Genomic DNA, 22,166 nt, shown 5'->3' on the forward strand with positions numbered 1-22,166 from the left:
TACTTATGTAAGCTCCTGGGGATTCACTGTGTCGCCGCCTGCATGCAACTCGAATTATTTAGGATATCAACACATTTCCCAACGCTAAGATGCAAAAAACCCCGCAGCGATGCGGGGTTTTCATGCTTACCGTCAGCAGATTAAGGCAGGATAGACGGTTGGTCCGCCCCTTCTTTTTCCACTTTCTGAACAATCAGGTGTTCACGCTTCATACCCAGTTTCAGTGCCAGAGCAGAAGAAACATAGATAGAAGAGATCGTACCGATGATCACACCAATAAACATCGTCAACGAGAAGCCATGCAACAAGGCGCCACCGAAGACCATGAGGATCACGATCATCGCCAACGTGGTCGCTGATGTGATAATGGTACGGTGAAGCGTCTGCGTCAGTGAAATGTTGGTGATTTCGTAAGGTGTCCCACGACGAACCTTGCGGAAATTCTCACGAATACGGTCAGATACAACGATCTTATCGTTAAGTGAATAACCAATTACCGACATCAGTGACGCAATGATCGTTAGGTCAATCTCAATAGAGAACAGAGACAATAGACCCATCGTGATGATCACGTCGTGCCCCAAAGCCAGTACAGCCCCCAACGCCAGACGCCATTCAAAACGAAAACCGATATAAATGAGGATAGCAATCAACGCAGACAGCAGCGCCAATGCGCCAGCCTGTGCCAAATCGCTACCCACGCTCGGCCCGACGAATTCAATACGTTTCACCGTTGCATGCTGCTGGAAGGTATCATTCACCACCTTCAGCACTTTGTTACCGAGCGCTTCGTTCTCACTGCCAGAAACCGGTGGCATACGTACCATCACATCACGGCTGCTACCGAAATTCTGTACCTGCGGCTCTGAAAACCCAGAGGTCTCTAACGAACTACGCAAGACATCAAGATCGATTGGTTTCTCAAGGTTAATCTCAATAACCGTACCACCGGTAAAATCGAGTCCCCAGTTAAAACCACGAACACCCATAATCGCGATAGAAGCAATGATCAGCAGGGTGGAAATGGCAAATGCCAATGTGTCCCAGCGCATGAAATCATAGACTTTACGCCCATGGTTTAGTTGTTCAATGTTGTATTCCTGTTCCTGTGCCACAACGCACTCCTCAGATAGACAGCTTGTTGATGCGTTTACCGCCGTAAAGCAGGTTAACGATGGCACGAGTACCGACGATCGCCGTAAACATTGAGGTCGCAATCCCAATCGCGGTCGTGATAGCGAACCCTTTGATAGAACCGGTACCAACCGCATACAGGATGATGACTTTAATCAACGTCGTGACGTTCGCATCAACAATGGAGCTGAATGCCCCTTTGTAGCCCTCATGAATAGCCTGCTGCACGGAGCGACCATTACTGAGCTCTTCCTTGATACGTTCGTTAATGAGAACGTTAGCATCCACAGCGACCGCCAGTGTAAGCACGATACCCGCGATACCCGGCATGGTTAGCGTCGCGCCTGGCAGCAGCGACATCACGCCGACAATCAATACCAGGTTAGCAACCAATGCACTGGTCGCGATGACGCCAAATTTCTTATAGAAGAAGACCATGAAGAGGATCGATGCGATCAAGCCCCACAAACAGGCCTCCAGACCCTGAGTGATGTTTTGCATCCCCAGCGTTGGCCCAATGGTACGTTCTTCCACAATCTGAATCGGCGCAATCAGCGCACCCGCACGCAGCAGCAGAGACAGCTGACGCGCTTCGTTCGGATTATCAATACCGGTAATACGGAAGCTGTTACCCAGTCGCGACTGAATCGTCGCTACGTTGATCACTTCTTCGTGTTTTTCCAGTATCGAACGGCCCGTTGCATCTTTCTTACCGCTGTCTTTGTATTCCACGAACAGCGTCGCCATCAGCTTGCCGATACTGTCTTTAGTGAAGTTGGACATGGTGTTACCACCAGCACTGTCCAGAGAAATATTCACCTGAGGACGGTTGTATTCGTCATTGCTTGATGTTGAGTCAGTGATGTGGTCGCCCGTCAGAATGACGCGTTTGAACAGCACAACGGGTGAACCGTCACGCATATTCTTCACTTCGGAATCGCCCGGCACGCGGCCGTTCGCCGCTGCGGTCGCATCAGCATTACTGTTGACCAGACGGAATTCCAGCGTAGCGGTGGCACCAAGAATTTCTTTCGCGCGCGCTGTGTCCTGAATACCCGGTAACTCAACAACGATACGATCGGCACCCTGACGCTGTACCAGCGGTTCGGCAACGCCCAGTTGGTTTACACGGTTACGCAGGATATTGATGTTCTGCTGTACGGCGTATTCACGCGCTTCACGCAGACGTTCGTCAGACATCACCGCGCGTAGCAGGTTGCTGCCGCTGCTGCTGAGAACCAGATTGCGATGACGGGACGTCAGATAGTTGATACCGTCATCACGCGTTTGAGCATCACGGAAACGAATTTCGACGCCGTAATTATCAATTTTACGCACTGAGGCATAAGGGATGTTCTTCTCACGCAGATCGCTGCGCAAAGAGTCCATGGTTTGTTCTTGCAGTTTACCCAGCGCCGTATCCATATCCACTTCCATCAGGAAGTGAACGCCGCCGCGCAGGTCGAGCCCCAATTTCATCGGTTCAGCGCCTAACAACCGCAGCCAATTTGGCGTAGCAGGAGCCAGGTTAAGTGCAACGACGAATTTTTCGCCCAGCTCATTAACGAGCGCTTCACGCGCGCGGAGCTGAACATCAGGGTTAGAGAAGCGAGCCAGAATTGCACCATTTTCCAATGCAATCGACTTACTGGTAATGTTTTGTTCTTTTAAGACATTCTGGACTTGGATCAGCGTCGTTTCGCTGGCGGCGGTTCCCCGCGCGCCAGTAACTTGTACCGCCGGATCCTCACCATATAGGTTAGGAAGTGCGTAGAGCAGGCCGACGAACAACACCACGACCAGCATCAGGTACTTCCACAAAGGATAACGATTTAACACGGCAGTTCCCTTCGGGAAAATCGGAAATTACAGGGCCTTAATCGTGCCCTTCGGCAGCACGGCAGCCACGAAATCACGTTTGATAACCACTTCATTGGTTTCGTTCAACGCAATCGCAATATAGCCAGTTTCGGACACTTTAGTCACGCGACCAACCAGACCACCGGTCGTTAATACTTCATCGCCCTTGCTGATAGAATCCATTAACTTTTTGTGTTCCTTGGCGCGTTTTTGCTGAGGACGCAGGATCATAAAGTAGAAAATCAGACCAAAAACGGCCAGCATAATAACCAGAGAGTACGGGCTTCCCTGAGCCGGAGCGCCGGTTGCAGCTACAGCATCGGAGATGAAAAGACTCATTTAAATATCCTCTTTTTTGTCAAAAGATAAGCTATCAAAAAGATAAATTATCAACCTTACAATCGTAAAAACGCTTCACAGCAAAATGCTATTCATAGCAAACAGGCTTCAGTTGCTTGCGGCAACGTCTTTTTCAGCCAGCGGCGGAATGGGTTTACCTATCCGTTGGTAGAAATCCACCACAAAGTGCTCTAATTTACCCTCTTCAATGGCCTGACGTAAACCCGCCATTAAACGCTGATAATAACGCAAGTTATGAATGGTATTGAGTCGTGCTCCGAGTATTTCGTTGCTACGGTCAAGATGATGCAAGTAGGCGCGGCTATAATTGCGACACGTGTAGCAATCACAGTGTTCATCCAGCGGACTCACGTCATCTTTATACTTAGCATTACGGATTTTCACCACGCCATCAGTAACGAAGAGGTGTCCATTACGTGCATTGCGCGTTGGCATCACGCAGTCAAACATATCGACACCGCGACGTACGCCTTCGACCAGGTCTTCCGGCTTACCAACGCCCATCAAATAGCGCGGTTTATCTTCTGGGATCTGCGGACAAACGTGCTCCAGAATGCGGTGCATGTCTTCTTTCGGTTCGCCCACCGCTAAACCGCCCACAGCGTACCCATCAAAGCCAATGTCTACCAGCCCTTTTACGGATACATCACGTAAATCTTCGTAAACACTTCCCTGAATAATGCCGAACAGCGCGTTTTTATTCTCCAGCTCATCGAAACGCTGGCGGCTACGTTTTGCCCAGCGCAGTGACATCTCCATCGAGCGCTTGGCGTAATCCCAGTCGGCAGGATACGGCGTGCACTCATCAAAGATCATTACAATGTCGGAACCGAGATCGTGCTGAATCTCCATTGATTTTTCCGGGCTAAGGAAAATCGAATCCCCATTGATCGGGTTACGGAAATGCACGCCCTGTTCAGTAATCTTGCGAATATCACCGAGGCTGAACACCTGAAAACCACCGGAGTCCGTCAGAATCGGGCCATGCCACTGCATGAAATCGTGCAGATCGCCGTGCAGCTTCATGATTTCCTGACCGGGACGCAGCCACAGATGGAACGTATTGCCGAGCAGAATCTGCGCGCCGGTATCTTTTACTTCTTCCGGCGTCATGCCTTTCACCGTGCCGTAAGTCCCCACGGGCATAAAAGCCGGGGTTTCCACCACGCCGCGTTCAAAAATCAATCTACCGCGTCGCGCACGGCCGTCCGTTGTTTGTAATTCGTACTTCACTTAGCCTCCAGCATCAGAAAAACAGTCTGATGGTAATGATGTATTAATGCCTGACAGAGCGTGGTCTGTGGCATCGCTATTATGCAGAAAGCAGGGTTTATCCCACTTTTTCCTGTTCGGCCATCGGGTTGTGCGTAATAAACATCGCATCACCGTAGCTGAAAAAACGATACTGCTCTGACACCGCCTGGCGGTAGGCAGACATCGTGTTCTGGTAGCCAGCAAAGGCCGACACCAGCATGATTAACGTCGATTCGGGCAAATGGAAATTGGTCACCAGCACATCGATAATGCGGTAGTGATAACCTGGATAGATGAAAATTTTGGTATCGCCGAAAAACGGTTCGATTGGCGCGTTCTGGCTGGCCTGTGCGGCACTTTCCAGTGAGCGTACCGAGGTGGTGCCAACGGCTATCACACGGTTTCCACGCGCCTTGCACGCCAGCACGGCATCAACAACGTCCTGCGGCACTTCGGCATATTCGGCGTGCATGATGTGATCTTCGATCGTATCGACGCGAACAGGCTGGAAAGTCCCCGCCCCCACGTGCAGCGTTACAAACGCCATTTCGATGCCCTTCTCGCGCAGCGCAGCCAGCATCGGCTCATCAAAATGTAAACCCGCTGTCGGCGCCGCTACGGCACCCGGACGCTGGCTATATACCGTCTGATACAGCTCACGATCGGCGTCTTCATCAGGCCTGTCGATGTAAGGCGGCAGCGGCATGTGGCCGATATCATTCAGGATCGACAGGACATCACGGGAATCATCGAAATGTAGTTCAAACAGCGCATCGTGGCGAGCCGCCATCGTCGCTTTAACGCTTTCATCATCGCCCAGCAGCAGCTCTGTACCCGGTTTTGGCGCTTTTGACGCCCGAACGTGCGCCAGCACCCGATGATCATCCAGCACGCGCTCCACCAGCACTTCCAGCTTGCCGCCACTGACTTTACGGCCAAAGAGACGAGCTGGAATCACACGCGTATTGTTAAACACCAGCAGATCGCCGGGATTCAGTTTATCCAGCAGATCGGTAAACACGCCGTGCGTCAGATCTCCCGTCGGCCCGTCCAGCGATAGCAGACGGCAACCACTGCGTTCCGCTTGTGGATAATGGGCAATCAATGATTCAGGAAGTTCAAACGAAAAATCGGCAACACGCATGGCAATTCACTTAGCTGTTAATACATTAAAAATGGGCGGCCTAGTCTAGAGCCGCAAACGCATGGCTGCAAGAAATAAGCACGCGGCAGGCGTAACGCATCACAATCCGCACCACATCACGTTCAGCGAATGCCCACACCGACATATAAGAGGACGTGCACAATAAAAGAAGAAGCGGATATACTAAGGCCATGAATTTTCTCGCTCACCTCCATTTGGCCACGCTGGCCGACAGTTCTCTATTAGGCAATCTGATGGCGGATTTCGTGCGCGGCAACCCGCAGGATAGCTATGCTGACGAGATCGTCGACGGCATCCGCCTGCATCGCCGCGTCGATTCGCTGACCGACAGCCTGCCGGAAGTCAAACAGGCGCGTCAGTATTTCAGCGATGAATTTCGCCGCGTTGCGCCCATTACGTTGGATGTGCTGTGGGATCACTACCTTGCGCGCCATTGGTTACAGTTGGTGCCGGATACGCCCCTGCAAACCTTTATCGATGGCGCACAGTCACAAATCGAACCACATCTGGCGCACACGCCTGAACGTTTTCAGAACCTGAATCGCTATCTGTGGCCGGAGCGCTGGATGACGCGCTATGCAGAGCTGCCGTTTATCGCCGATGTGTTGCACAGAATGTCGGTACGCCGTCCTAAACTGGCGGCGCTGTCCGGTTCTTTTCAGGATATCGAGCAACACTATCACCAATTTGAAATACTCTTCTGGCAGTTTTATCCACGGATGATGCAATTAGCGAAAGCGCAACAGCTGTAAGAAAGATCGCAACGTTTCCATTTTTCTACGCAACATATACCCTAAATAATTCGAGTTGCGTGACAAAACGTGAGCGTTTTGAACAACGCTCTGCGTTGGTCCTTTAGGACAAGGCCATGCGGCCTTGTAACGCGGCAAGCGCACGACAAATCGGTTTTAAACCGATTTGAATAGCGCTAGCGCTAGCCCGAAGGGGGAACCTCATTTATGAGGTTCATTAGTCCCCAGGAGCTTACACAAGTAAGTGACTGGGGTGAGTAAGAATAGCCAACGCACAAGCAGCTTGAAGTATGACGGGTATTGTCCTTTCAATTAAAAGGGTTAATCTATTCCCTTGAAAGGAAATAGCGATGAGTTCAATAGACAAAAGCTATCTCATTGATTGGTCTCTTTGCCTGTATTCACTCGGGCAGAATCCCTATACTGATCGCTGTTTTTTATATCATCCGATCATTAACCGCTATCTACAGGAGTAATTATGGTCCTGGTAACTCGTCAAGCCCCAGACTTCACCGCAGCTGCCGTTTTAGGCAGTGGCGAAATCGTCGAAAATTTCAACCTGAAGAAGCACATCAACGGTAAAGCTGCCGTGATCTTCTTCTGGCCGATGGACTTCACCTTCGTTTGTCCGTCAGAACTGATTGCTTTCGATCACCGCTATGCCGAGTTCAAGAAACGCGGCGTAGAAGTGGTTGGCGTTTCCTTCGACTCCGAGTTCGTACACAACGCATGGCGTAAAACCCCTGTGGACAAAGGCGGCATCGGCGAAGTGCAATACGCAATGGTTGCTGACATTAAGCGCGAAATCCAGAAGGCCTACGGCATTGAGCACCCAGAAGCCGGTGTTGCACTGCGTGGTTCTTTCCTGATCGACAAAAACGGCGTGGTTCGCCACCAGGTGGTGAACGATCTGCCACTGGGTCGTAACATCGATGAAATGCTGCGTACTGTTGACGCGCTGCAATTCCACGAAGAGCACGGCGAAGTGTGCCCAGCACAGTGGGAAAAAGGCAAATCCGGTATGGGCGCGTCACCAGATGGCGTAGCGAAGTACCTGTCTGAAAACGCAGACAAGCTGTAATCCCTCATCGCTGCCCTAAGGGGTAATGTGATAATCAAGCCAGTTGCTATGCGACTGGCTTTTTTTTGCCTGTGATATTTCCCTCACCGCTTCTCCGCATTGCTCAACGCTTCCTAACACAACGATCTCAGAGAATACAAAAGGTTGACTGGGAGCGCTAAATCCTTAGCCTTAAAGCCACATCGTGTTAATGCACGACAGATTCATTGGAATAAAGGAGAACGCATGCAACAAAATCTCGCGCTGTGGCTGAGAGAAGCCGGAATACAACACGCTAGCATCATTGCGTTACTGATTGTTCTTGGGCTGATATTGCTCATTTCTGCCGTCATTCATCTGATTTTGCATCAGGTTGTGCTGAAAAGAATGGTGCTGCGTTCACTCAATAAGCCAGGGAAAACCGAGGGGCACGGGTGGAAACAGGCGCTAACGCAACACAACCTGTTTAATCGGCTGGCCTTCCTGCTACAAGGGGTGATCCTCAATATTCAGGTCTTCGTATGGCTGCCTTCGCAAAGTGAAACCCGTGAAGCGCTCATCATCTGCTCCCAAGTGTGGATCATGATTTTTGCGCTGCTGTCCCTGTTTTCGCTACTCGATGTTTTGCTCAACGTCTCCGCACGAACCAAAGTCGCTGCACAGTTGCCGCTACGCGGCATCTTTCAGAGTCTGAAGCTGATTGCCACCATCGTTATCAGCATCATGGTGGTGTCATTACTTATCGGGAAATCCCCGCTGATTCTGATTAGCGGTTTAGGCGCGATGGCTGCCGTGCTGATGTTGGTGTTCAAAGATCCGATTATGGGATTGGTCGCGGGCATCCAACTCTCCGCCAACGATATGCTAACGCTGGGAGACTGGCTCGAAATGCCAAAATACGGTGCTGACGGCGCTGTTATCGACATCGGGCTGACAACGGTAAAAGTGAAAAACTGGGACAATACCGTTACCACCATCCCCACCTACTCGCTGGTGTCCGACTCTTTCAAAAACTGGCGTTCGATGTCGGAATCAGGGGGACGGCGTATCAAGCGTAGCATCAACATCGATACCACCAGCGTGCATTTCATGACGGAAGACGAACAGGCACGCTTGCTGCGCAGCAAGCTCCTGTCGCCTTATATTCAAAACAAGAAGAGCGAACTGGAGCAACACAACGCACAGTCCGAGTCCGATCTGACCTCACCGCTGAATGGCCGCCGCCTGACGAATTTAGGCACGTTCCGCGCCTACCTTCAGGTTTATCTACGCACTCATCCGGGGATTCACAAGGGGATGACGCTGATGGTACGGCAGCTCGCGCCAACGTCAGAAGGGGTACCACTGGAAATTTATGCGTTTACCAACACAACCGCCTGGGTCGATTATGAAAGCATTCAGTCCGATATTTTCGACCATATCTTTGCGATCTTACCGGAGTTCGATCTCCGCATTCATCAGACGCCAACCGGTCACGATATGCGGGTCATGGCACAGCAAATAACGACGCCGAAAGCGTAATATCTCATGCAAAGGAACAAAAGCGGCTGACAAGCCTATTTACCAAATGAAAACGGGAGTGACGGAATAGAAGAGTAAAGCGTTTGCGCCAGGGATGGCGCAAGCCGAGCTTACATGGACGTACTTGCAGCGTCTTTACGATCTATCCGTTACCCCCGCTCTGCGGACTTTTTCAGCAACCTCGCTTTTTCTGATGCAAGCGACGCGCTTAATTCTGTGCAACCACCGCGTTCTGACGCTTCTTCTTCCAGACATAGCCCACTAAAAGCAGCAATATCCAGATAATACCGACATACAGCGACACACGTGTGTCCGGGAAGTAGCCAATCAGACCGATGATGAAGAACAGGAAGATAATGCCGAACACGGAGGTCGCGATACCGCCGCGTAGTGGGAACGCCAGCGCCTTCACTTCATCCGGACTCAGACGGCGGCGGAACGCAATCTGAGAGAACAGAATCATGATCCACACCCACACCGTCGCAAACGTTGCCAGTGAAGCAATCACCAGGAAAACTTTGCCGGGCATAATGTAGTTCAGGTACACGGCGACCAGCAGCGCCATCATCATCACAACGACCGTTACCCACGGTATGCCGCGTTTGGAAATGCGGCTAAATACTTTCGGCGCGTGCCCCTGCTCCGCCATCCCGTGCAGCATACGGCCTACGCCGAAGACATCGCTGTTAATCGCCGACAGCGACGCAGTAATCACAACAAAATTCAGGATACCTGCCGCAGCCGTAATGCCCATATGTTGGAACGTCAGCACAAACGGACTGCCGTTAGTACCAACCTGATTCCACGGATAAATCGACATAATCACGAACAGCGTACCGACATAGAACACCAGAATACGCCACGGCACAGAGTTAATCGCGCGAGGGATAGACTTCTGCGGATCTTTGGCCTCACCGGCGGTAATCCCGATGATCTCCACGCCGCCGTACGCAAACATCACCAGTTGCAGCGAGAGGATCATCCCCATCACACCGTTACTGAAGAACCCGCCATTGCTCCAGAGATTATGGATACCGGTCGGTTCGCCGCCGTTGCCAATCCCCCAGACAATGATGCCGATCCCGGCAACAATCATGATAATAATGGTGGCAACTTTGAAGAAAGAGAGCCAGAACTCCAGTTCACCAAAGGCTTTCACATTCATCAGGTTGATGGCGCCAATGATAAGCACCACGCTCAAGACCCACACCCAGTGCGGCACGGCGGGGAACCAGACGCCCATGTAGATGCCAAACGCAGTCACATCGGCGATGGCGACAATCAGCATCTCAAAGCAGTAGGTCCAGCCAGTGATATATCCCGCCAATGGCCCAAGGTAATCTTGCGCATAGCGAGAAAACGAACTGGACTGCGGGTTGTGTACCGACATTTCACCCAGAGCGCGCATGATGATATACGCGACAACTCCACCGATCAGATAAGCCAGTAACACGCTGGGGCCAGCCATTTGGATCGCACTCGCGGAACCATAAAAAAGACCGGTTCCGATCGCTGAGCCAAGGGCGATAAAGCGAATATGCCGCGTGCTTAACCCACGCTTGAGCTTGGAAGATGGTTGTTCCATTGATAAGCAACCCTGTCTTATAGAAAGAAAAACATTACAAAAAGAAAAACCACAGGCAAATACCTGTGGTGCAGAAACCCAACGTTGGGCCGGAGCAGTACGATATTCCTACCGCTCCAGCGCTATCAGGCATTAACGATATTATTGATGTACCGTAACTTCCTGACGACCACACACTCTGTCGTAAATCACCGCGACCAGCAAAATCAGCAGTGACGGTGGCAACCATGCCAACCCTTGCTCACTCAGCGGCAGGTTGAGGCTCCACTCTGGCAACAGCGATTTGAAAGCCGACGATTTTATACCATCAACCATGCCAAATAACAGACTAACGAGCATGACGGGCGCCACAATACGTGAAGCGCTATTCCACCAGCGCAGCGTAAAGCTCAATAAAACCAGAATGATACATGGCGGATAAATCGCTGTCAGTACAGGAATAGAAAGTTGGATCAGATGGCTAAGACCCAGGTTCGACACCACCATTGAGAAGATGCCCAGCACAAACACCAGCGTGCGGTAAGACAACGGCAGGTATTGCGCAAAGAATTCAGCGCAGGCACAGGTTAGCCCCACCGCCGTCACCAGACAGGCGATAAAGATTAACAACGCCAGGAAGCTGCTCCCCATATTGCCAAACGAGTGTTGTACATAGGCATGGAGAATTTCAGCGCCGTTCTGCGCCTGTGGCACCAGTTCGCCACTGACGGAACCAAGCTGGAACAAACTCAAATAGACGAGAGTCAGGCCAATACCGGCAATCAAGCCCGCCCACATCGTGTAACGCGTCAGCAGCATAGGGCTTGAGACCCCACGTGAACGCGCCGCATTGACGATCACGATACCAAAGACCATCGCGCCCAGCGTATCCATCGTCAGATAGCCGTTGACGAAGCCATTGGAGAACGGCAGTTGCTCATACGCTTCCGTCGCGGGAATTGGCGTACCCGCAGGCCACAGCACCGCCGCAATACCCAATACCGCCAGCGCAATGATCTTCAGCGGCGCGAGCACATGACCAACCGTATCCAGCAGTTTGCCCGGATACAGAGAAATCGCGATAACAATGGCAAAGTAAATCAGGCTATAAATCAGCAGCGGAGACGCTCCGTTGCCGACCAGAGGAGCCAGGCCGACTTCAAACGACACGGTTGCCGTACGCGGCGTAGCGAACAGTGGCCCAACAGCCAGATAGCACACCGTGGCCAGAACCACGCCCGCTTTTTTACCAATCGGCGAGCTGAGCGCATCTACGCCACCGCCAACCCGAGCCAGTGCGATCACGGTCAACACCGGTAGACCAACTGCGGTCAGCAGGAAGCCGATCGCCGCCGTCCAAACGTGCTCTCCCGACTGTAATCCCACCATAGGCGGGAAAATAATATTCCCAGCCCCCACGAATAAAGCAAAGGTCATAAAACCTAATGCCACAATATCTTTGGACGTTAAACGATGACTCATAGTTATGTCGTGTTGCCTGTATCAAATCGATAAAAAGAAAGCTGTGTCGTTTATCGCCGCCAAAAACCGTTTACCAAGAGTTAGCTCGAAGCATGATGCCAACACTCCGGCGGCGCGAAAATGGCGGTCATAGAAGTTATTTTTTGCACAGCCATATTGGGTGCTAAGTAAAACGTTTATAGCGTAAAAAGACAAGCAGAGATCCAAAAACCAGAGTATCCAGCCTAACTATGCCAAAAAATAAGAATATAAATTGGTTTATCTCGTTTTGCATAACACATGATTTGCGCATTTATCGATATTTCATTGCAATAAAACTGACAAAAATCGGGATAAAATGCGTTGTTCGATCATAAAAAAACATATTTCACAGAACGCCGCGGGTAGAGAGCAGAAGAATGAGCACAAAAAAGGCCGGATCGAATGATCCGGCCTTTATTTATCCATTACAGTGATACGGTTATTTCACTGAGTGTCACCACACGCGATTGGCAATATCTACGACAAGCTTCAGCTTATTCCACTGCTGCTCTTCCGTCAGGCTATTGCCCTCTTCCGTTGAAGCAAAACCACACTGCGGGCTCAGGCAAATCTGGCTGAGATTGACATATTTTGCCGCTTCCGCGATACGCGCCTGCACCACCTCAGCATCTTCCAGTTCACCGTTCTTCGTGGTAATCAGTCCCAGAACGACTTGCTGATGCCCCGGCTTCACAAAGCGCAGCGGCTCGAATCCGCCCGCTCTCTCGGTATCGTATTCCAGGAAGAAGGCATCGACATTGACTTCGCCAAACAGAATTTCTGCCACAGGCTCATAGCCGCCTTCAGAAATCCAGGTCGAACGGAAGTTACCCCGGCAAACGTGTAAACCGATCACCAGATCCGCAGGCTTATCTGCCAGCGCTTTGTTCAACACGTCGGCGTATGTCCGCGCCAGCTGTGCCGGATCTTCACCACGTTCACGGATCTGGCGTTTTTGATCGTCAGAACACAGGTAGGCCCACACGGTGTCATCCAGTTGCAGGAAGCGGCAACCTGCGTCATAAAATGCATGAATCGCATCGCGCCAGGTTTGCGCCAGATCGTCGAAGTAGTCGGCCAGATCGGGATAAACCGTCGCATCAATCGCTTTACGTCCGCCGCGGAAATGCATCACGCTAGGGCTAGGAATCGTCATTTTAGCGACTGCATCGCCAGAAATGCTGTTCAGGTAGCGGAAATGATCGAGCATCGGATGCTGAGGGTTGAAACTCACTTTATCTACGACGCGAATCGCATGAGATTTCGTCTGAATACCGTTGAATTGAATACCGTGATCGGCTTCGTAGCGCTCTACGCCGTGTAAATCAGCAAAAAAGTCGAAATGCCACCAGGCACGACGCAGCTCACCATCCGTCACAATCTGCAAACCCGCTTCGCGCTGCTTTTCTACCACTCGCAGGATTTCACGATCTTCAATGTTGCGCAGCGCGATATCATCAATCTCGCCCGCTTGATGTTGAAGACGCGCCTGTTTGATGGCCTCGGGACGCAAGAAACTGCCGACGATATCTGCACGGAAAGGGGATAAGGTGTTCGCCATGTGTCGCTCCTGACATGTTGCCAGCGTGGATCCTCATAGAAGAAGCGAGCTGGCAGATAGTTTCAATATGAAATATTTACCCAGAGGGATAGTTACATTTAATCTTATTTAGCCATCTGGACGTCTAAATTTAAAACTATCCTGTCACGTGACAACCCACAGGGCAATGGAAGAATTTTCACATTACATGAAGAAAATTCATGTAATGTGAAACATCGCCAATTCGTGGGTAAGAAATATTACTCTGGCAGGCCAATCTGCTGACGCGCCTGACGACGCGTTTCTTCCGGCAGCGGTAAATAACCATCCTGATTCACCAGCGACTGCCCCGTTTCGGACAGTACACGATCTAAAAATGCCGCTGTCAGCGCTTCCAATGGTTGGCTGGGCGCTTTGTTCACATAGATGTAAAGGTAACGGGTGTAGGGGTATAAACCGCTGCGGATATTTTCAGTCGAGGGGTAAATGTAATCGGTCCCTTGCGCGGCTAGCGGCAGCATTCTCACACCGCTGGTACGAAAGCCTACGCTGGCATAGCCTATGGCATCAGTTGACGCAGCAACCGCCTGTACAACGGATGCCGAACCGGGTAGTTCATTGACTTGAGGAAGGAAATCCCCCCGGCATAGCGCCTTTTGCTTAAAGAACCCATAGGTTCCTGACGCAGAATTCCGCCCATAGCGCAGTAGCGTGCGTTTTTCCCAACTGCCCTGTAGACCAAGATCGCCCCACTGTTTTATCGGCTGGTGGTTACCGCAGCGCTGCGTAATCGAAAAAATAGCGTCCAACTGCGACAGGTTCAGCCCAGGCAACGGGTTATCCTGATTGACCAGCACGACCAGCGCATCCATCGCGACCGGCACCGCCAGCGGCGGATAGCCGTAGTGCTGGACGAACGCCTCTATTTCGCTGGCCTTCATCGCCCTGCTCATCGGCCCAAGCTGCGCGGCGCCCGATGCCAGAGACGTCGGTGCAGAGGATGAGCCGGCGGCCTGAATCTGTAAATTCACGTTCGGGTAATGCTGGTTGAAATCCGCCGCCCAAAAGGCCATCAGGTTAGCCAGCGTATCCGATCCCGCGCTGGAGAGGTTGCCCGCCAGCATCTGGCGAGGCTGCGCAGCACAAAACGCGCTGAACAGCAGTAAAAAAGCGCCCGCAATACGAGTGGCGGATGTCATGGGTAGCGTTTTCCGTCAGGCCGAAGGTTTCACCGTATTTTCAGCCAGAGAGGCAGGGACAATCAACCGATTCGGCAACGTAAAGACAAAACGCGAGCCCAAACCATCCTCACTCATGATTTCCAGACGGGAATCGTGGTGGCTGAGCGCATGCTTAACAATCGCCAGCCCCAGGCCACTGCCGCCTGTCTGGCGTGAACGCGCCTTATCGACCCGGTAAAAGCGCTCAGTCAGGCGCGGCAAATGCTCGGCCGCAATGCCCGGCCCGTTATCGCTGACCTGAAATTGCGCCCCCTGCGGGATCTTCTGCCAGCAGACTTCGATACGCGTTCCCGCTGGCGTATGGTTGATCGCGTTATACACCAGATTGGATACCGCGCTGCGCAGCTGTTCTTCATTACCAAACACGCGAAGATTTTCGTTCACACGAAAGACGATCTCATGGCGCCCCTGACTCAGGGTTTGCGCTTCACGCTGCAATACACGCAGCATCAATGGAATATCGACTTTTTCATTCAAATCGATCGCCGTCGCCGCTTCAATACGGGACAAGGTCAGCAACTGTTTGACCAGCCCGTCCATACGCCGGGTCTGTTCCTGCATGGTATTCAGCGCTTTTCCGCGCAGCGCCGCATCCAGCGTTTCTTCCTGCATCATTTCCAGATAGCCCTGCAAGACCGTCAGCGGCGTACGCAGTTCATGGCTCACATTGGCAAAGAAGTTACGTCTGGCGCCTTCGAGCTGGTGCATCTGCGTAATATCACGCACGACCATCAATAGCTGCCCTTCGGAATAGGGCATCACGCGGAATTCAACATGGTGGGAATTATTCAGCTGCAACGTGAGAGGACGGCTAAAATCTTGCCCTTTCATGTAATTCGTGAATTCGGGGTAACGTAGTAAGTTGAGGATATTCTGACCGTTATCCTCCGGCCAGCGGAAATTGAGCAAGTGCTGCGCCAGATGATTACACCAGAAAATGGTTCCTTCTTCGGTGGTGATAACTACAGCATCCGGTAGGGATTCGGCCCCGCTGCGAAAGCGTTTGATCAGGAGCGCCAGTTCACGGCGTCGACGTCGGTTACGCAGTTGCATCTGGTAAAGCCCGTAAAACAGCGGCTCCCAGCTCCAACGACCGGGCGGTGGCGTCATGCTGCGGTCAACCCACAGCCAATAAGAGAGTTTCAGCTGGTTATAAAAATTCCAGCAGAGTAAGCCTAAGACGGCGACCAGCAGAAACCAGGGCAGATAGCCAAAAATCAGCCCCAGTAACAACGCGGGCAAACAAAAAAAAGCCAGCTCCAATGCCAGCCTTTTCCAGGATAAACGTTCTAGCACGTTAATATTTCTCCGGTTACGATCACCTCAGTAACGCGTTGAAAAACGGTAGCCCGTTCCCCGAACGGTTTGCACCATTTTATCATGTCCGCTGGTTTCCAGCGCTTTACGCAGGCGACGAATATGGACGTCGACAGTACGATCCTCAACATAAACGTTAGTGCCCCAAACGTGATTCAGCAACTGTTCCCGGCTATAAACACGTTCAGGATGCGTCATAAAGAAATGCAGCAGCTTAAATTCCGTCGGCCCCATATCCAGCGCATGTTCTTCCGTCGTCACACGATGTGAGGAAGGATCGAGGCTCAGGCCACGCATTTCAATGACTTCTTCCACCGCCATCGGTGAAATACGTCGCATCACAGCTTTGATTCGCGCCACTAATTCTTTGGGTGAAAACGGCTTGGTAATGTAATCATCCGCGCCCACTTCAAGGCCGCGTACGCGGTCTTCTTCTTCACCGCGTGCGGTCAACATCATCACCGGAATATCACGCGTCAGTGCCTCGCGCTTCATATGCTTGATGAATTGCAGGCCCGAACCTCCTGGCAGCATCCAGTCCAATAACACCAGTTCTGGGAACGGCTCCGACAGTTGCGTGACCGCACTGTCATAATCTTCGGCTTCAACTGGCTGATAACCATTTTGTTCCAGTACAAAGCAGACCATTTCACGAATTGGTGCTTCATCTTCCACGACTAATATGCGTTTTGCCATTGTTAATCCTGTCGTTAATCATCGTCGCTGTTAGCAAGCGAAAGGCATTATGCGTCAGTTTTATGACAGATTTATGAAAAACACACGGCCCTCTGCGCGCGATGTTACAACGCATACATCCGATTTTTCGAGCCGCTTTCCAAACTCAGGATTCCACCGCGACAGCCGGCATCCCGGCTATATATAATCATCGCATTACGATGACAGAGCACCCTTCCCTATAATGACAACGTCATCCACCGCCACGCGGCATGAATATCGAGAGAACACGATGCGCATTATCCACACCGCCGATTGGCATTTAGGACAATATTTTTATACCAAAAGCCGCGCGGCTGAACATCAGGCTTTTCTTCACTGGCTCATCGCTCAGGTGGAGCAGCATCAGGTCGATGCCATTATCGTCGCAGGCGATATTTTTGATAACGGTTCTCCCCCGAGCTATGCCCGGGAAATGTATTATAGCTTCGTAGTAGAACTACAGCGTACAGGCTGCCAGCTCATCATTCTCGGTGGAAACCATGATTCCGTCGCGATGTTAAATGAATCCCGTGATTTGCTGGCCTGCCTGAACACGCGCGTGATTGCCTGCGCCAGCGACGATCCCGTCCAACAGGTGCTCCTGCTGGAAAACCGTCAGCAGCAGCCCGGCGCCCTGCTCTGCGCCATTCCCTTTTTACGCCCGCGCGATGTATTGACCAGCAAAGCTGGACAGTCCGGTGATGAAAAACAGCTGGCGCTACAAGAGGCCATCACGGCGCACTACCAGCAGTGTTACCAACTGGCTTGCCAAAAACGCGATGAACTCGGCCTGCCGCTGCCGATTATAGCCACCGGGCACCTGACGACAATTGGTGCCACCGCCTCCGAATCCGTGCGCGATATCTATATCGGTTCGCTCGATGCGTTCCCTGCTCAGGCTTTTCCCCCTGCGGATTATATCGCGCTCGGCCATATTCACCGCCCGCAGCGCGTGACTCAAAGTGAGCATATCCGCTACAGCGGTTCGCCTATTCCGCTAAGTTTTGACGAACTCAACAGTGAGAAATCTGTTTGTCTGGTCAGTTTTACACCAGACGCGTCGCCGCCAATTCCCCCGCAGATAGATACGCTGCCCATCCCCGTCACCCAGCCGATGCAGTTGATTAAGGGCAGTCTGAGTGACATTGAACGACAGCTGTCCGCGTTCCAGCACTATCAGGGTGACAAGCCCGTGTGGCTGGATATCGAAATCAGCACACAGGATTATCTTAGCGACATGCAGAAGCGCATTCAGGCAATGACCGAGAACCTGCCCGTTGAGGTGCTTCTGCTACGCCGCACGCGTGAGCAACGTTTACAGGCGATGACCCGGCAAGATAAAGAAACGCTGAACGAGCTCAGCGTACATGACGTTTTTGAACGTCGTCTGGCAACGGAGACAGACATGGAAGAAGGCCGCCAGCAGCGGGTTCGCACCCTGTTTAATCAGGTTATTGATGAACTGGAAAATAGCGAGACTGCCAAATGAAAATCCTCAGTCTGCGCTTAAAGAACCTCAACGCGCTGAAAGGCGAATGGAAGATCGACTTCACGCAGGAGCCCTTTTCCAGCAATGGCTTATTTGCGATTACCGGCCCCACTGGCGCGGGAAAAACCACGCTGCTGGATGCCATCTGTCTGGCGCTTTACCACGAAACGCCGCGATTGGGTCAGCTTTCCGCCAGTCAGAATGACCTGATGACGCGTAATACCGCAGAGTGCCTTGCTGAAGTCGAGTTTGAGGTGAAAGGTGTCGGATACCGCGCCTTCTGGAGCCAGCGTCGAGCAAGAAATGCGCCAGACGGCAACTTACAATCCCCCAAAGCCGAACTTGCGCTCATTGAAGACGGCAAAATTCTGTGTGAAAAACTCAATGATAAGAAAGAGATGATCACACAGCTCACCGGGCTGGATTTCGGCCGTTTCACGCGATCCATGATGCTATCGCAGGGCCAGTTTGCCGCCTTCCTCAATGCAAAACCAGATGACCGCGCAGAGCTACTGGAAGAGCTGACCGGCACGGATATCTATGGCCTGATATCTGAGCGCGTCTATGACAAGCACAAGCAGGCAAATGTCACATTGAACACGCTACAGGCGCGTGCATCCGGTATTCAGCTGTTGACCGATGAGCAGCGTCAGCAGGTGGAAGCACAGCTTGCCGAACTGATCCAGCAGGAACAACAGGGCAACGTTGAGCGTGAGCAAGCACTGACTACGCTACGCTGGTTTGAGCAACTAACGCAGCAGCAAACGTCGGTAACTCATACGCAGGCGCAATACACGAGCGCCGAATCCGCCATTCAGCAGGCCAGGCCGCAGCTCGACAAATTAGCCAATAGCGAACCGGCAGAAAAACTGAGGCCGCTACATCAGGATAAAGAGCGCTATCGGCAGGCGTCCCTGGCACTCGCCCAGCAGATTGAACAACTCAACGGCAAGCTGGCCGCAGAACAGCTGGCGTTAAGAACGTTACGTCAGCAAGAAGAAAAAGCGGAACAGGACGTTAGTGAGCACAAGCAGATACGACAACAGCAAGAGCAACTGATCAACGAGCAGGTTGTGCCGCTTGACCATCGCATTGCTACGCTGGAACAGCAAAAAAACCAGCAGCAGGACGAACTGGCAAAAACGCAGGCTCGCCTGCACGCCGACGAGGCTAAACAAACCCAGGTCGCAGCAGAACAACAGCAGGCTAAACGGCAGCTTGAACAAATCCAGTCTTACCGCCAGCAACATGCACATCATCAGCAGTGGGGAGAGCTGTTGCCTCTGTGGCGCACCCAGTTTCGGCAGCTACACCAGTTACAGGACGAGCACCAGAAGCTGAACCAGAAACAGGCACAGCATACGGCAGAGTCGACGGCACGGCAGCAAGAAGCCGACAATCTGGCGGCACAGCAGCGTGAACAACAAAAAGTCGTTGATGCTGTACGCCAGCAGTTCACGCAACACGATGAAACGCGGCAACATCAGGACACGCATCAGCCACTTTCCACTCTGCACCAGCGCTTTAATCAGCTTATGGATCAGCAGGCGACATGTCGACAACTCGCCACTGTCAGCGACCAATACCAGCGCCTTCAGGTGCGCAAGCAGCAACATCTCGCCAAACTCGTTGAGGCACAAGGCCATATCGACCAGTCAGAAATATTGCAGAAACAGCAGCAGTCTGAACATCAGCAGCGCAGCGAGCGTCTGGCCGATTTGGAAACGATATATCGGCAGGAAGTGCATATCGTTAAGCTGGAAGCCGAACGGCAGCGGTTACAGGCCGGAGAGGCGTGCCCGCTGTGTGGCTCAACCGAGCACCCCGCTATCGAGCGATATCAGGCACTACAACCGTCTGAAACCCAACGGCGTCTGACGGCGTTACAGCAGGACGTAAACCAGTTAACCATCGCGCTGGCGAATACCACTGCTGAACTGAACGCACGCTTACAGCAGCGGGAGCAGCTGCAATCGGAACTTGCTCAATGCGATAGCGAACATCAGGCTCTGCTGCAACACTGGCAAAGTGTCAGTGAGCGCTTACAAGTTAGCTACTCGCTGGAACAGCAGGACGAGATAGCCGTCTGGCTTACACAGCGTGAAGCCGAAGAACAGGCCATTCGACAGCAGATTGCCGCGCGCGAGCAGTCGCAAAAACTGTGGCAGGAAAGTAAGGATTTACTGACTGCTGCAGAAGCATTATTACGGGATCTCGAACAGAAAATCGCGCTGAATGCCCAGCAACAAACTTCGCTAGGCGTTACGCAGGAAGAAACAACGCAGTCGCTGCAAAACGTGCACCAACAGATCACGCAACATACTCAGGACATCACGCAAACGCTGGCAACGGTGGGGCTTCTTCCGCCAGACACTGACACACAAGATGGCTGGCTGGCTCAGCGTGACAGCGAATGGCAAAACTGGAAAGCCAAAGAGCAGGAGCAGTCTCGCTTAACCCCTCTGTTAGCCACGCTGGAAAGCGATCTTCAACATCTGCGTCACAGCGTAAGCGAGGCAACACAGCACATCCAAACGCAGCAACAGCAGTTGGCACAGCACCTCGCGCAGCTCAACACAAGCCAACAAGAGCGACAGGTGCTATTTGGGGACAAGCAAATCACCGATGTGCGCGAACAGCTACAGCGAACCAGCCAGCAGTATGACGATGCACTCAGGTTCGCCCAGTCATCCCGTCAGCAAACCGAAACGGCGTTAAGCCGTCTGACGGGAGAGCTGGCTAGCACGCAGCAGCAATATGAACAGAGCACGCGCCAGCATGAGAGTGCAACCGAACGCTTTACTCTGGCGTTGCAGCAAAGCACCTTCGTTGATGAAACCGCCTTTCTCCATGCACTGCTTGATGAGCAGGAACGTCAGACGTTGCAGGAATTCAAGGAAACGCTGCATCAGCGCTTGCAGCAAGCGGCGACACTGCGCCAGCAGGCTGAACAGACATTACTGGAACATCAACAAAAACGGCCAGCATCCCTGACGGAAGACGCTACGCAAGAAGCGATACAGCAGCAGTTGGATGCGCTGGACGACACGCTGAAAACTAACCTGCGGCAGCAGGGGGAATTCCAGCGTCAGTTATCTGACGACAAACAACAGCGCCAGAATCAACAGGATTTACTCAACGAGATCGCCCAAAGCCAACAAAAGAATGACGACTGGGAGACGTTAAACTCGCTGATCGGCTCCAGTAAAGGGGATAAATTCCGCAAATTTGCTCAGGGGCTGACCTTGGATCATCTGGTCTATCTCGCCAATCTCCAGCTTTCACGCCTGCACGATCGCTATCAGCTCAAACGTAAGCCCGGTGGCGATCTGGAACTTCTGGTGATGGATACCTGGCAGGCGGATGCCGAGCGCGACACAAAAACGCTATCCGGCGGCGAAAGTTTTCTGGTCAGTCTGTCGTTGGCGCTGGCGCTGTCCGACCTGGTCAGCCATAAAGCCAGTATCGACTCGCTGTTTCTGGATGAAGGCTTCGGCACGCTGGATGCCGAGACGCTGGATATCGCACTGGATGCGCTGGATAACCTGAACGCCTCGGGTAAAACCATCGGCGTCATTAGCCATGTTGAAGCCATGAAAGAGCGAATTCCGGTACAGATCAAAGTGCAGAAGGTTAACGGGCTCGGCGTCAGCCGGCTGGCGCCGCAGTACGCCGTTTAGCCATCATTC

At 52.2% G+C, this 22,166-nt stretch carries 16 protein-coding genes; 5 read left to right on the forward strand and 11 right to left on the reverse strand.

The window, feature by feature from the left end:
* Window positions 1-140 precede the first annotated feature (140 nt).
* The 5 genes from secF to queA all read right to left on the reverse strand — a co-directional run bounded on the left by secF (window position 141) and on the right by queA (window position 5,752).
* Window positions 141-1,052, reverse strand: a complete 912-nt coding sequence (secF, locus tag I2D83_RS16855) for a protein translocase subunit SecF (protein WP_220273867.1) — start codon at window positions 1,050-1,052, stop codon at window positions 141-143.
* Between the two features lie 73 nt (window positions 1,053-1,125).
* The gene (gene secD, locus I2D83_RS16860) at window positions 1,126-2,973 is read right to left on the reverse strand and encodes a protein translocase subunit SecD (RefSeq protein ID WP_180778274.1); all 1,848 of its coding nucleotides are present in this window, start codon (window positions 2,971-2,973) and stop codon (window positions 1,126-1,128) included.
* A gap of 27 nt (window positions 2,974-3,000) precedes the next feature.
* A complete protein-coding gene (yajC, locus tag I2D83_RS16865; RefSeq protein WP_012773703.1) occupies window positions 3,001-3,333 on the reverse strand; it encodes a preprotein translocase subunit YajC in 333 nt (110 codons plus the stop codon).
* 108 nt (window positions 3,334-3,441) lie between these two features.
* A complete protein-coding gene (tgt, locus tag I2D83_RS16870) occupies window positions 3,442-4,587 on the reverse strand; it encodes a tRNA guanosine(34) transglycosylase Tgt (RefSeq protein WP_205946954.1) in 1,146 nt (381 codons plus the stop codon).
* A gap of 97 nt (window positions 4,588-4,684) precedes the next feature.
* A complete protein-coding gene (queA, locus tag I2D83_RS16875; protein WP_205946955.1) occupies window positions 4,685-5,752 on the reverse strand; it encodes a tRNA preQ1(34) S-adenosylmethionine ribosyltransferase-isomerase QueA in 1,068 nt (355 codons plus the stop codon).
* Window positions 5,753-5,943: 191 nt separating this feature from the next.
* Between queA and I2D83_RS16880 the strand changes: the two genes are divergently transcribed.
* The 3 genes from I2D83_RS16880 (at window position 5,944) to I2D83_RS16890 (ending at window position 9,106) form a co-directional block, all read left to right on the forward strand.
* Window positions 5,944-6,525 (forward strand): acyl carrier protein phosphodiesterase, encoded by a 582-nt coding sequence (locus I2D83_RS16880; RefSeq protein WP_012773700.1) that lies wholly within the window; start codon window positions 5,944-5,946, stop codon window positions 6,523-6,525.
* Window positions 6,526-7,003: 478 nt separating this feature from the next.
* Window positions 7,004-7,606 carry a peroxiredoxin C gene (locus tag I2D83_RS16885; protein WP_010299049.1) on the forward strand — a complete coding sequence of 201 codons (603 nt, stop codon included), beginning with the start codon at window positions 7,004-7,006 and terminating at the stop codon, window positions 7,604-7,606.
* Between the two features lie 225 nt (window positions 7,607-7,831).
* A complete protein-coding gene (locus I2D83_RS16890; RefSeq protein ID WP_181844601.1) occupies window positions 7,832-9,106 on the forward strand; it encodes a mechanosensitive ion channel family protein in 1,275 nt (424 codons plus the stop codon).
* Between the two features lie 208 nt (window positions 9,107-9,314).
* On the opposite strand, the gene proY is transcribed toward I2D83_RS16890, so the two are convergent.
* The 6 genes from proY to phoB all read right to left on the reverse strand — a co-directional run bounded on the left by proY (window position 9,315) and on the right by phoB (window position 16,967).
* The gene (gene proY, locus I2D83_RS16895) at window positions 9,315-10,691 is read right to left on the reverse strand and encodes a proline-specific permease ProY (protein ID WP_012773697.1); all 1,377 of its coding nucleotides are present in this window, start codon (window positions 10,689-10,691) and stop codon (window positions 9,315-9,317) included.
* 141 nt (window positions 10,692-10,832) lie between these two features.
* A complete protein-coding gene (gene brnQ, locus I2D83_RS16900) occupies window positions 10,833-12,152 on the reverse strand; it encodes a branched-chain amino acid transport system II carrier protein (RefSeq protein WP_205946956.1) in 1,320 nt (439 codons plus the stop codon).
* A gap of 475 nt (window positions 12,153-12,627) precedes the next feature.
* The gene (locus tag I2D83_RS16905) at window positions 12,628-13,734 is read right to left on the reverse strand and encodes a cobalamin-independent methionine synthase II family protein (protein WP_012773695.1); all 1,107 of its coding nucleotides are present in this window, start codon (window positions 13,732-13,734) and stop codon (window positions 12,628-12,630) included.
* Window positions 13,735-13,973: 239 nt separating this feature from the next.
* Window positions 13,974-14,912 carry a PstS family phosphate ABC transporter substrate-binding protein gene (locus I2D83_RS16910; RefSeq protein WP_181829881.1) on the reverse strand — a complete coding sequence of 313 codons (939 nt, stop codon included), beginning with the start codon at window positions 14,910-14,912 and terminating at the stop codon, window positions 13,974-13,976.
* Between the two features lie 15 nt (window positions 14,913-14,927).
* Window positions 14,928-16,250 (reverse strand): phosphate regulon sensor histidine kinase PhoR, encoded by a 1,323-nt coding sequence (gene phoR, locus I2D83_RS16915; RefSeq protein ID WP_012773693.1) that lies wholly within the window; start codon window positions 16,248-16,250, stop codon window positions 14,928-14,930.
* Window positions 16,251-16,277: 27 nt separating this feature from the next.
* The gene (gene phoB / locus I2D83_RS16920; protein WP_005975981.1) at window positions 16,278-16,967 is read right to left on the reverse strand and encodes a phosphate response regulator transcription factor PhoB; all 690 of its coding nucleotides are present in this window, start codon (window positions 16,965-16,967) and stop codon (window positions 16,278-16,280) included.
* A 271-nt stretch (window positions 16,968-17,238) separates the two neighbouring features.
* On the opposite strand from phoB, the gene sbcD reads away from it, so the two are divergent.
* A complete protein-coding gene (gene sbcD / locus I2D83_RS16925; protein ID WP_205946957.1) occupies window positions 17,239-18,477 on the forward strand; it encodes an exonuclease subunit SbcD in 1,239 nt (412 codons plus the stop codon).
* Complete coding sequence (locus I2D83_RS16930; protein WP_205946958.1) at window positions 18,474-22,157, forward strand: AAA family ATPase; 3,684 nt, start codon at window positions 18,474-18,476, stop codon at window positions 22,155-22,157. The genes sbcD and I2D83_RS16930 overlap by 4 nt, the downstream gene beginning before the upstream one ends.
* Window positions 22,158-22,166: the final 9 nt, after the last annotated feature.

Origin of the sequence: Pectobacterium aroidearum (genome assembly GCF_015689195.1) — a bacterium.
Taxonomy (GTDB): Bacteria; Pseudomonadota; Gammaproteobacteria; order Enterobacterales; family Enterobacteriaceae; genus Pectobacterium; species Pectobacterium aroidearum.

What these genes read in the sequence shown, in the direction of transcription:
- secF (WP_220273867.1), bottom strand. Translation starts at nt 1,052, where the DNA reads ATGCGCTGGGACACATTGGCATTTGCCATTTCCACCCTGCTGATCATT.
- yajC (WP_012773703.1), bottom strand. Translation starts at nt 3,333, where the DNA reads ATGAGTCTTTTCATCTCCGATGCTGTAGCTGCAACCGGCGCTCCGGCT.
- queA (WP_205946955.1), bottom strand. Translation starts at nt 5,752, where the DNA reads ATGCGTGTTGCCGATTTTTCGTTTGAACTTCCTGAATCATTGATTGCC.
- I2D83_RS16880 (WP_012773700.1), top strand. Translation starts at nt 5,944, where the DNA reads ATGAATTTTCTCGCTCACCTCCATTTGGCCACGCTGGCCGACAGTTCT.
- I2D83_RS16885 (WP_010299049.1), top strand. Translation starts at nt 7,004, where the DNA reads ATGGTCCTGGTAACTCGTCAAGCCCCAGACTTCACCGCAGCTGCCGTT.
- I2D83_RS16890 (WP_181844601.1), top strand. Translation starts at nt 7,832, where the DNA reads ATGCAACAAAATCTCGCGCTGTGGCTGAGAGAAGCCGGAATACAACAC.
- proY (WP_012773697.1), bottom strand. Translation starts at nt 10,691, where the DNA reads ATGGAACAACCATCTTCCAAGCTCAAGCGTGGGTTAAGCACGCGGCAT.
- brnQ (WP_205946956.1), bottom strand. Translation starts at nt 12,152, where the DNA reads ATGAGTCATCGTTTAACGTCCAAAGATATTGTGGCATTAGGTTTTATG.
- I2D83_RS16905 (WP_012773695.1), bottom strand. Translation starts at nt 13,734, where the DNA reads ATGGCGAACACCTTATCCCCTTTCCGTGCAGATATCGTCGGCAGTTTC.
- I2D83_RS16910 (WP_181829881.1), bottom strand. Translation starts at nt 14,912, where the DNA reads ATGACATCCGCCACTCGTATTGCGGGCGCTTTTTTACTGCTGTTCAGC.
- phoB (WP_005975981.1), bottom strand. Translation starts at nt 16,967, where the DNA reads ATGGCAAAACGCATATTAGTCGTGGAAGATGAAGCACCAATTCGTGAA.
- sbcD (WP_205946957.1), top strand. Translation starts at nt 17,239, where the DNA reads ATGCGCATTATCCACACCGCCGATTGGCATTTAGGACAATATTTTTAT.
- I2D83_RS16930 (WP_205946958.1), top strand. Translation starts at nt 18,474, where the DNA reads ATGAAAATCCTCAGTCTGCGCTTAAAGAACCTCAACGCGCTGAAAGGC.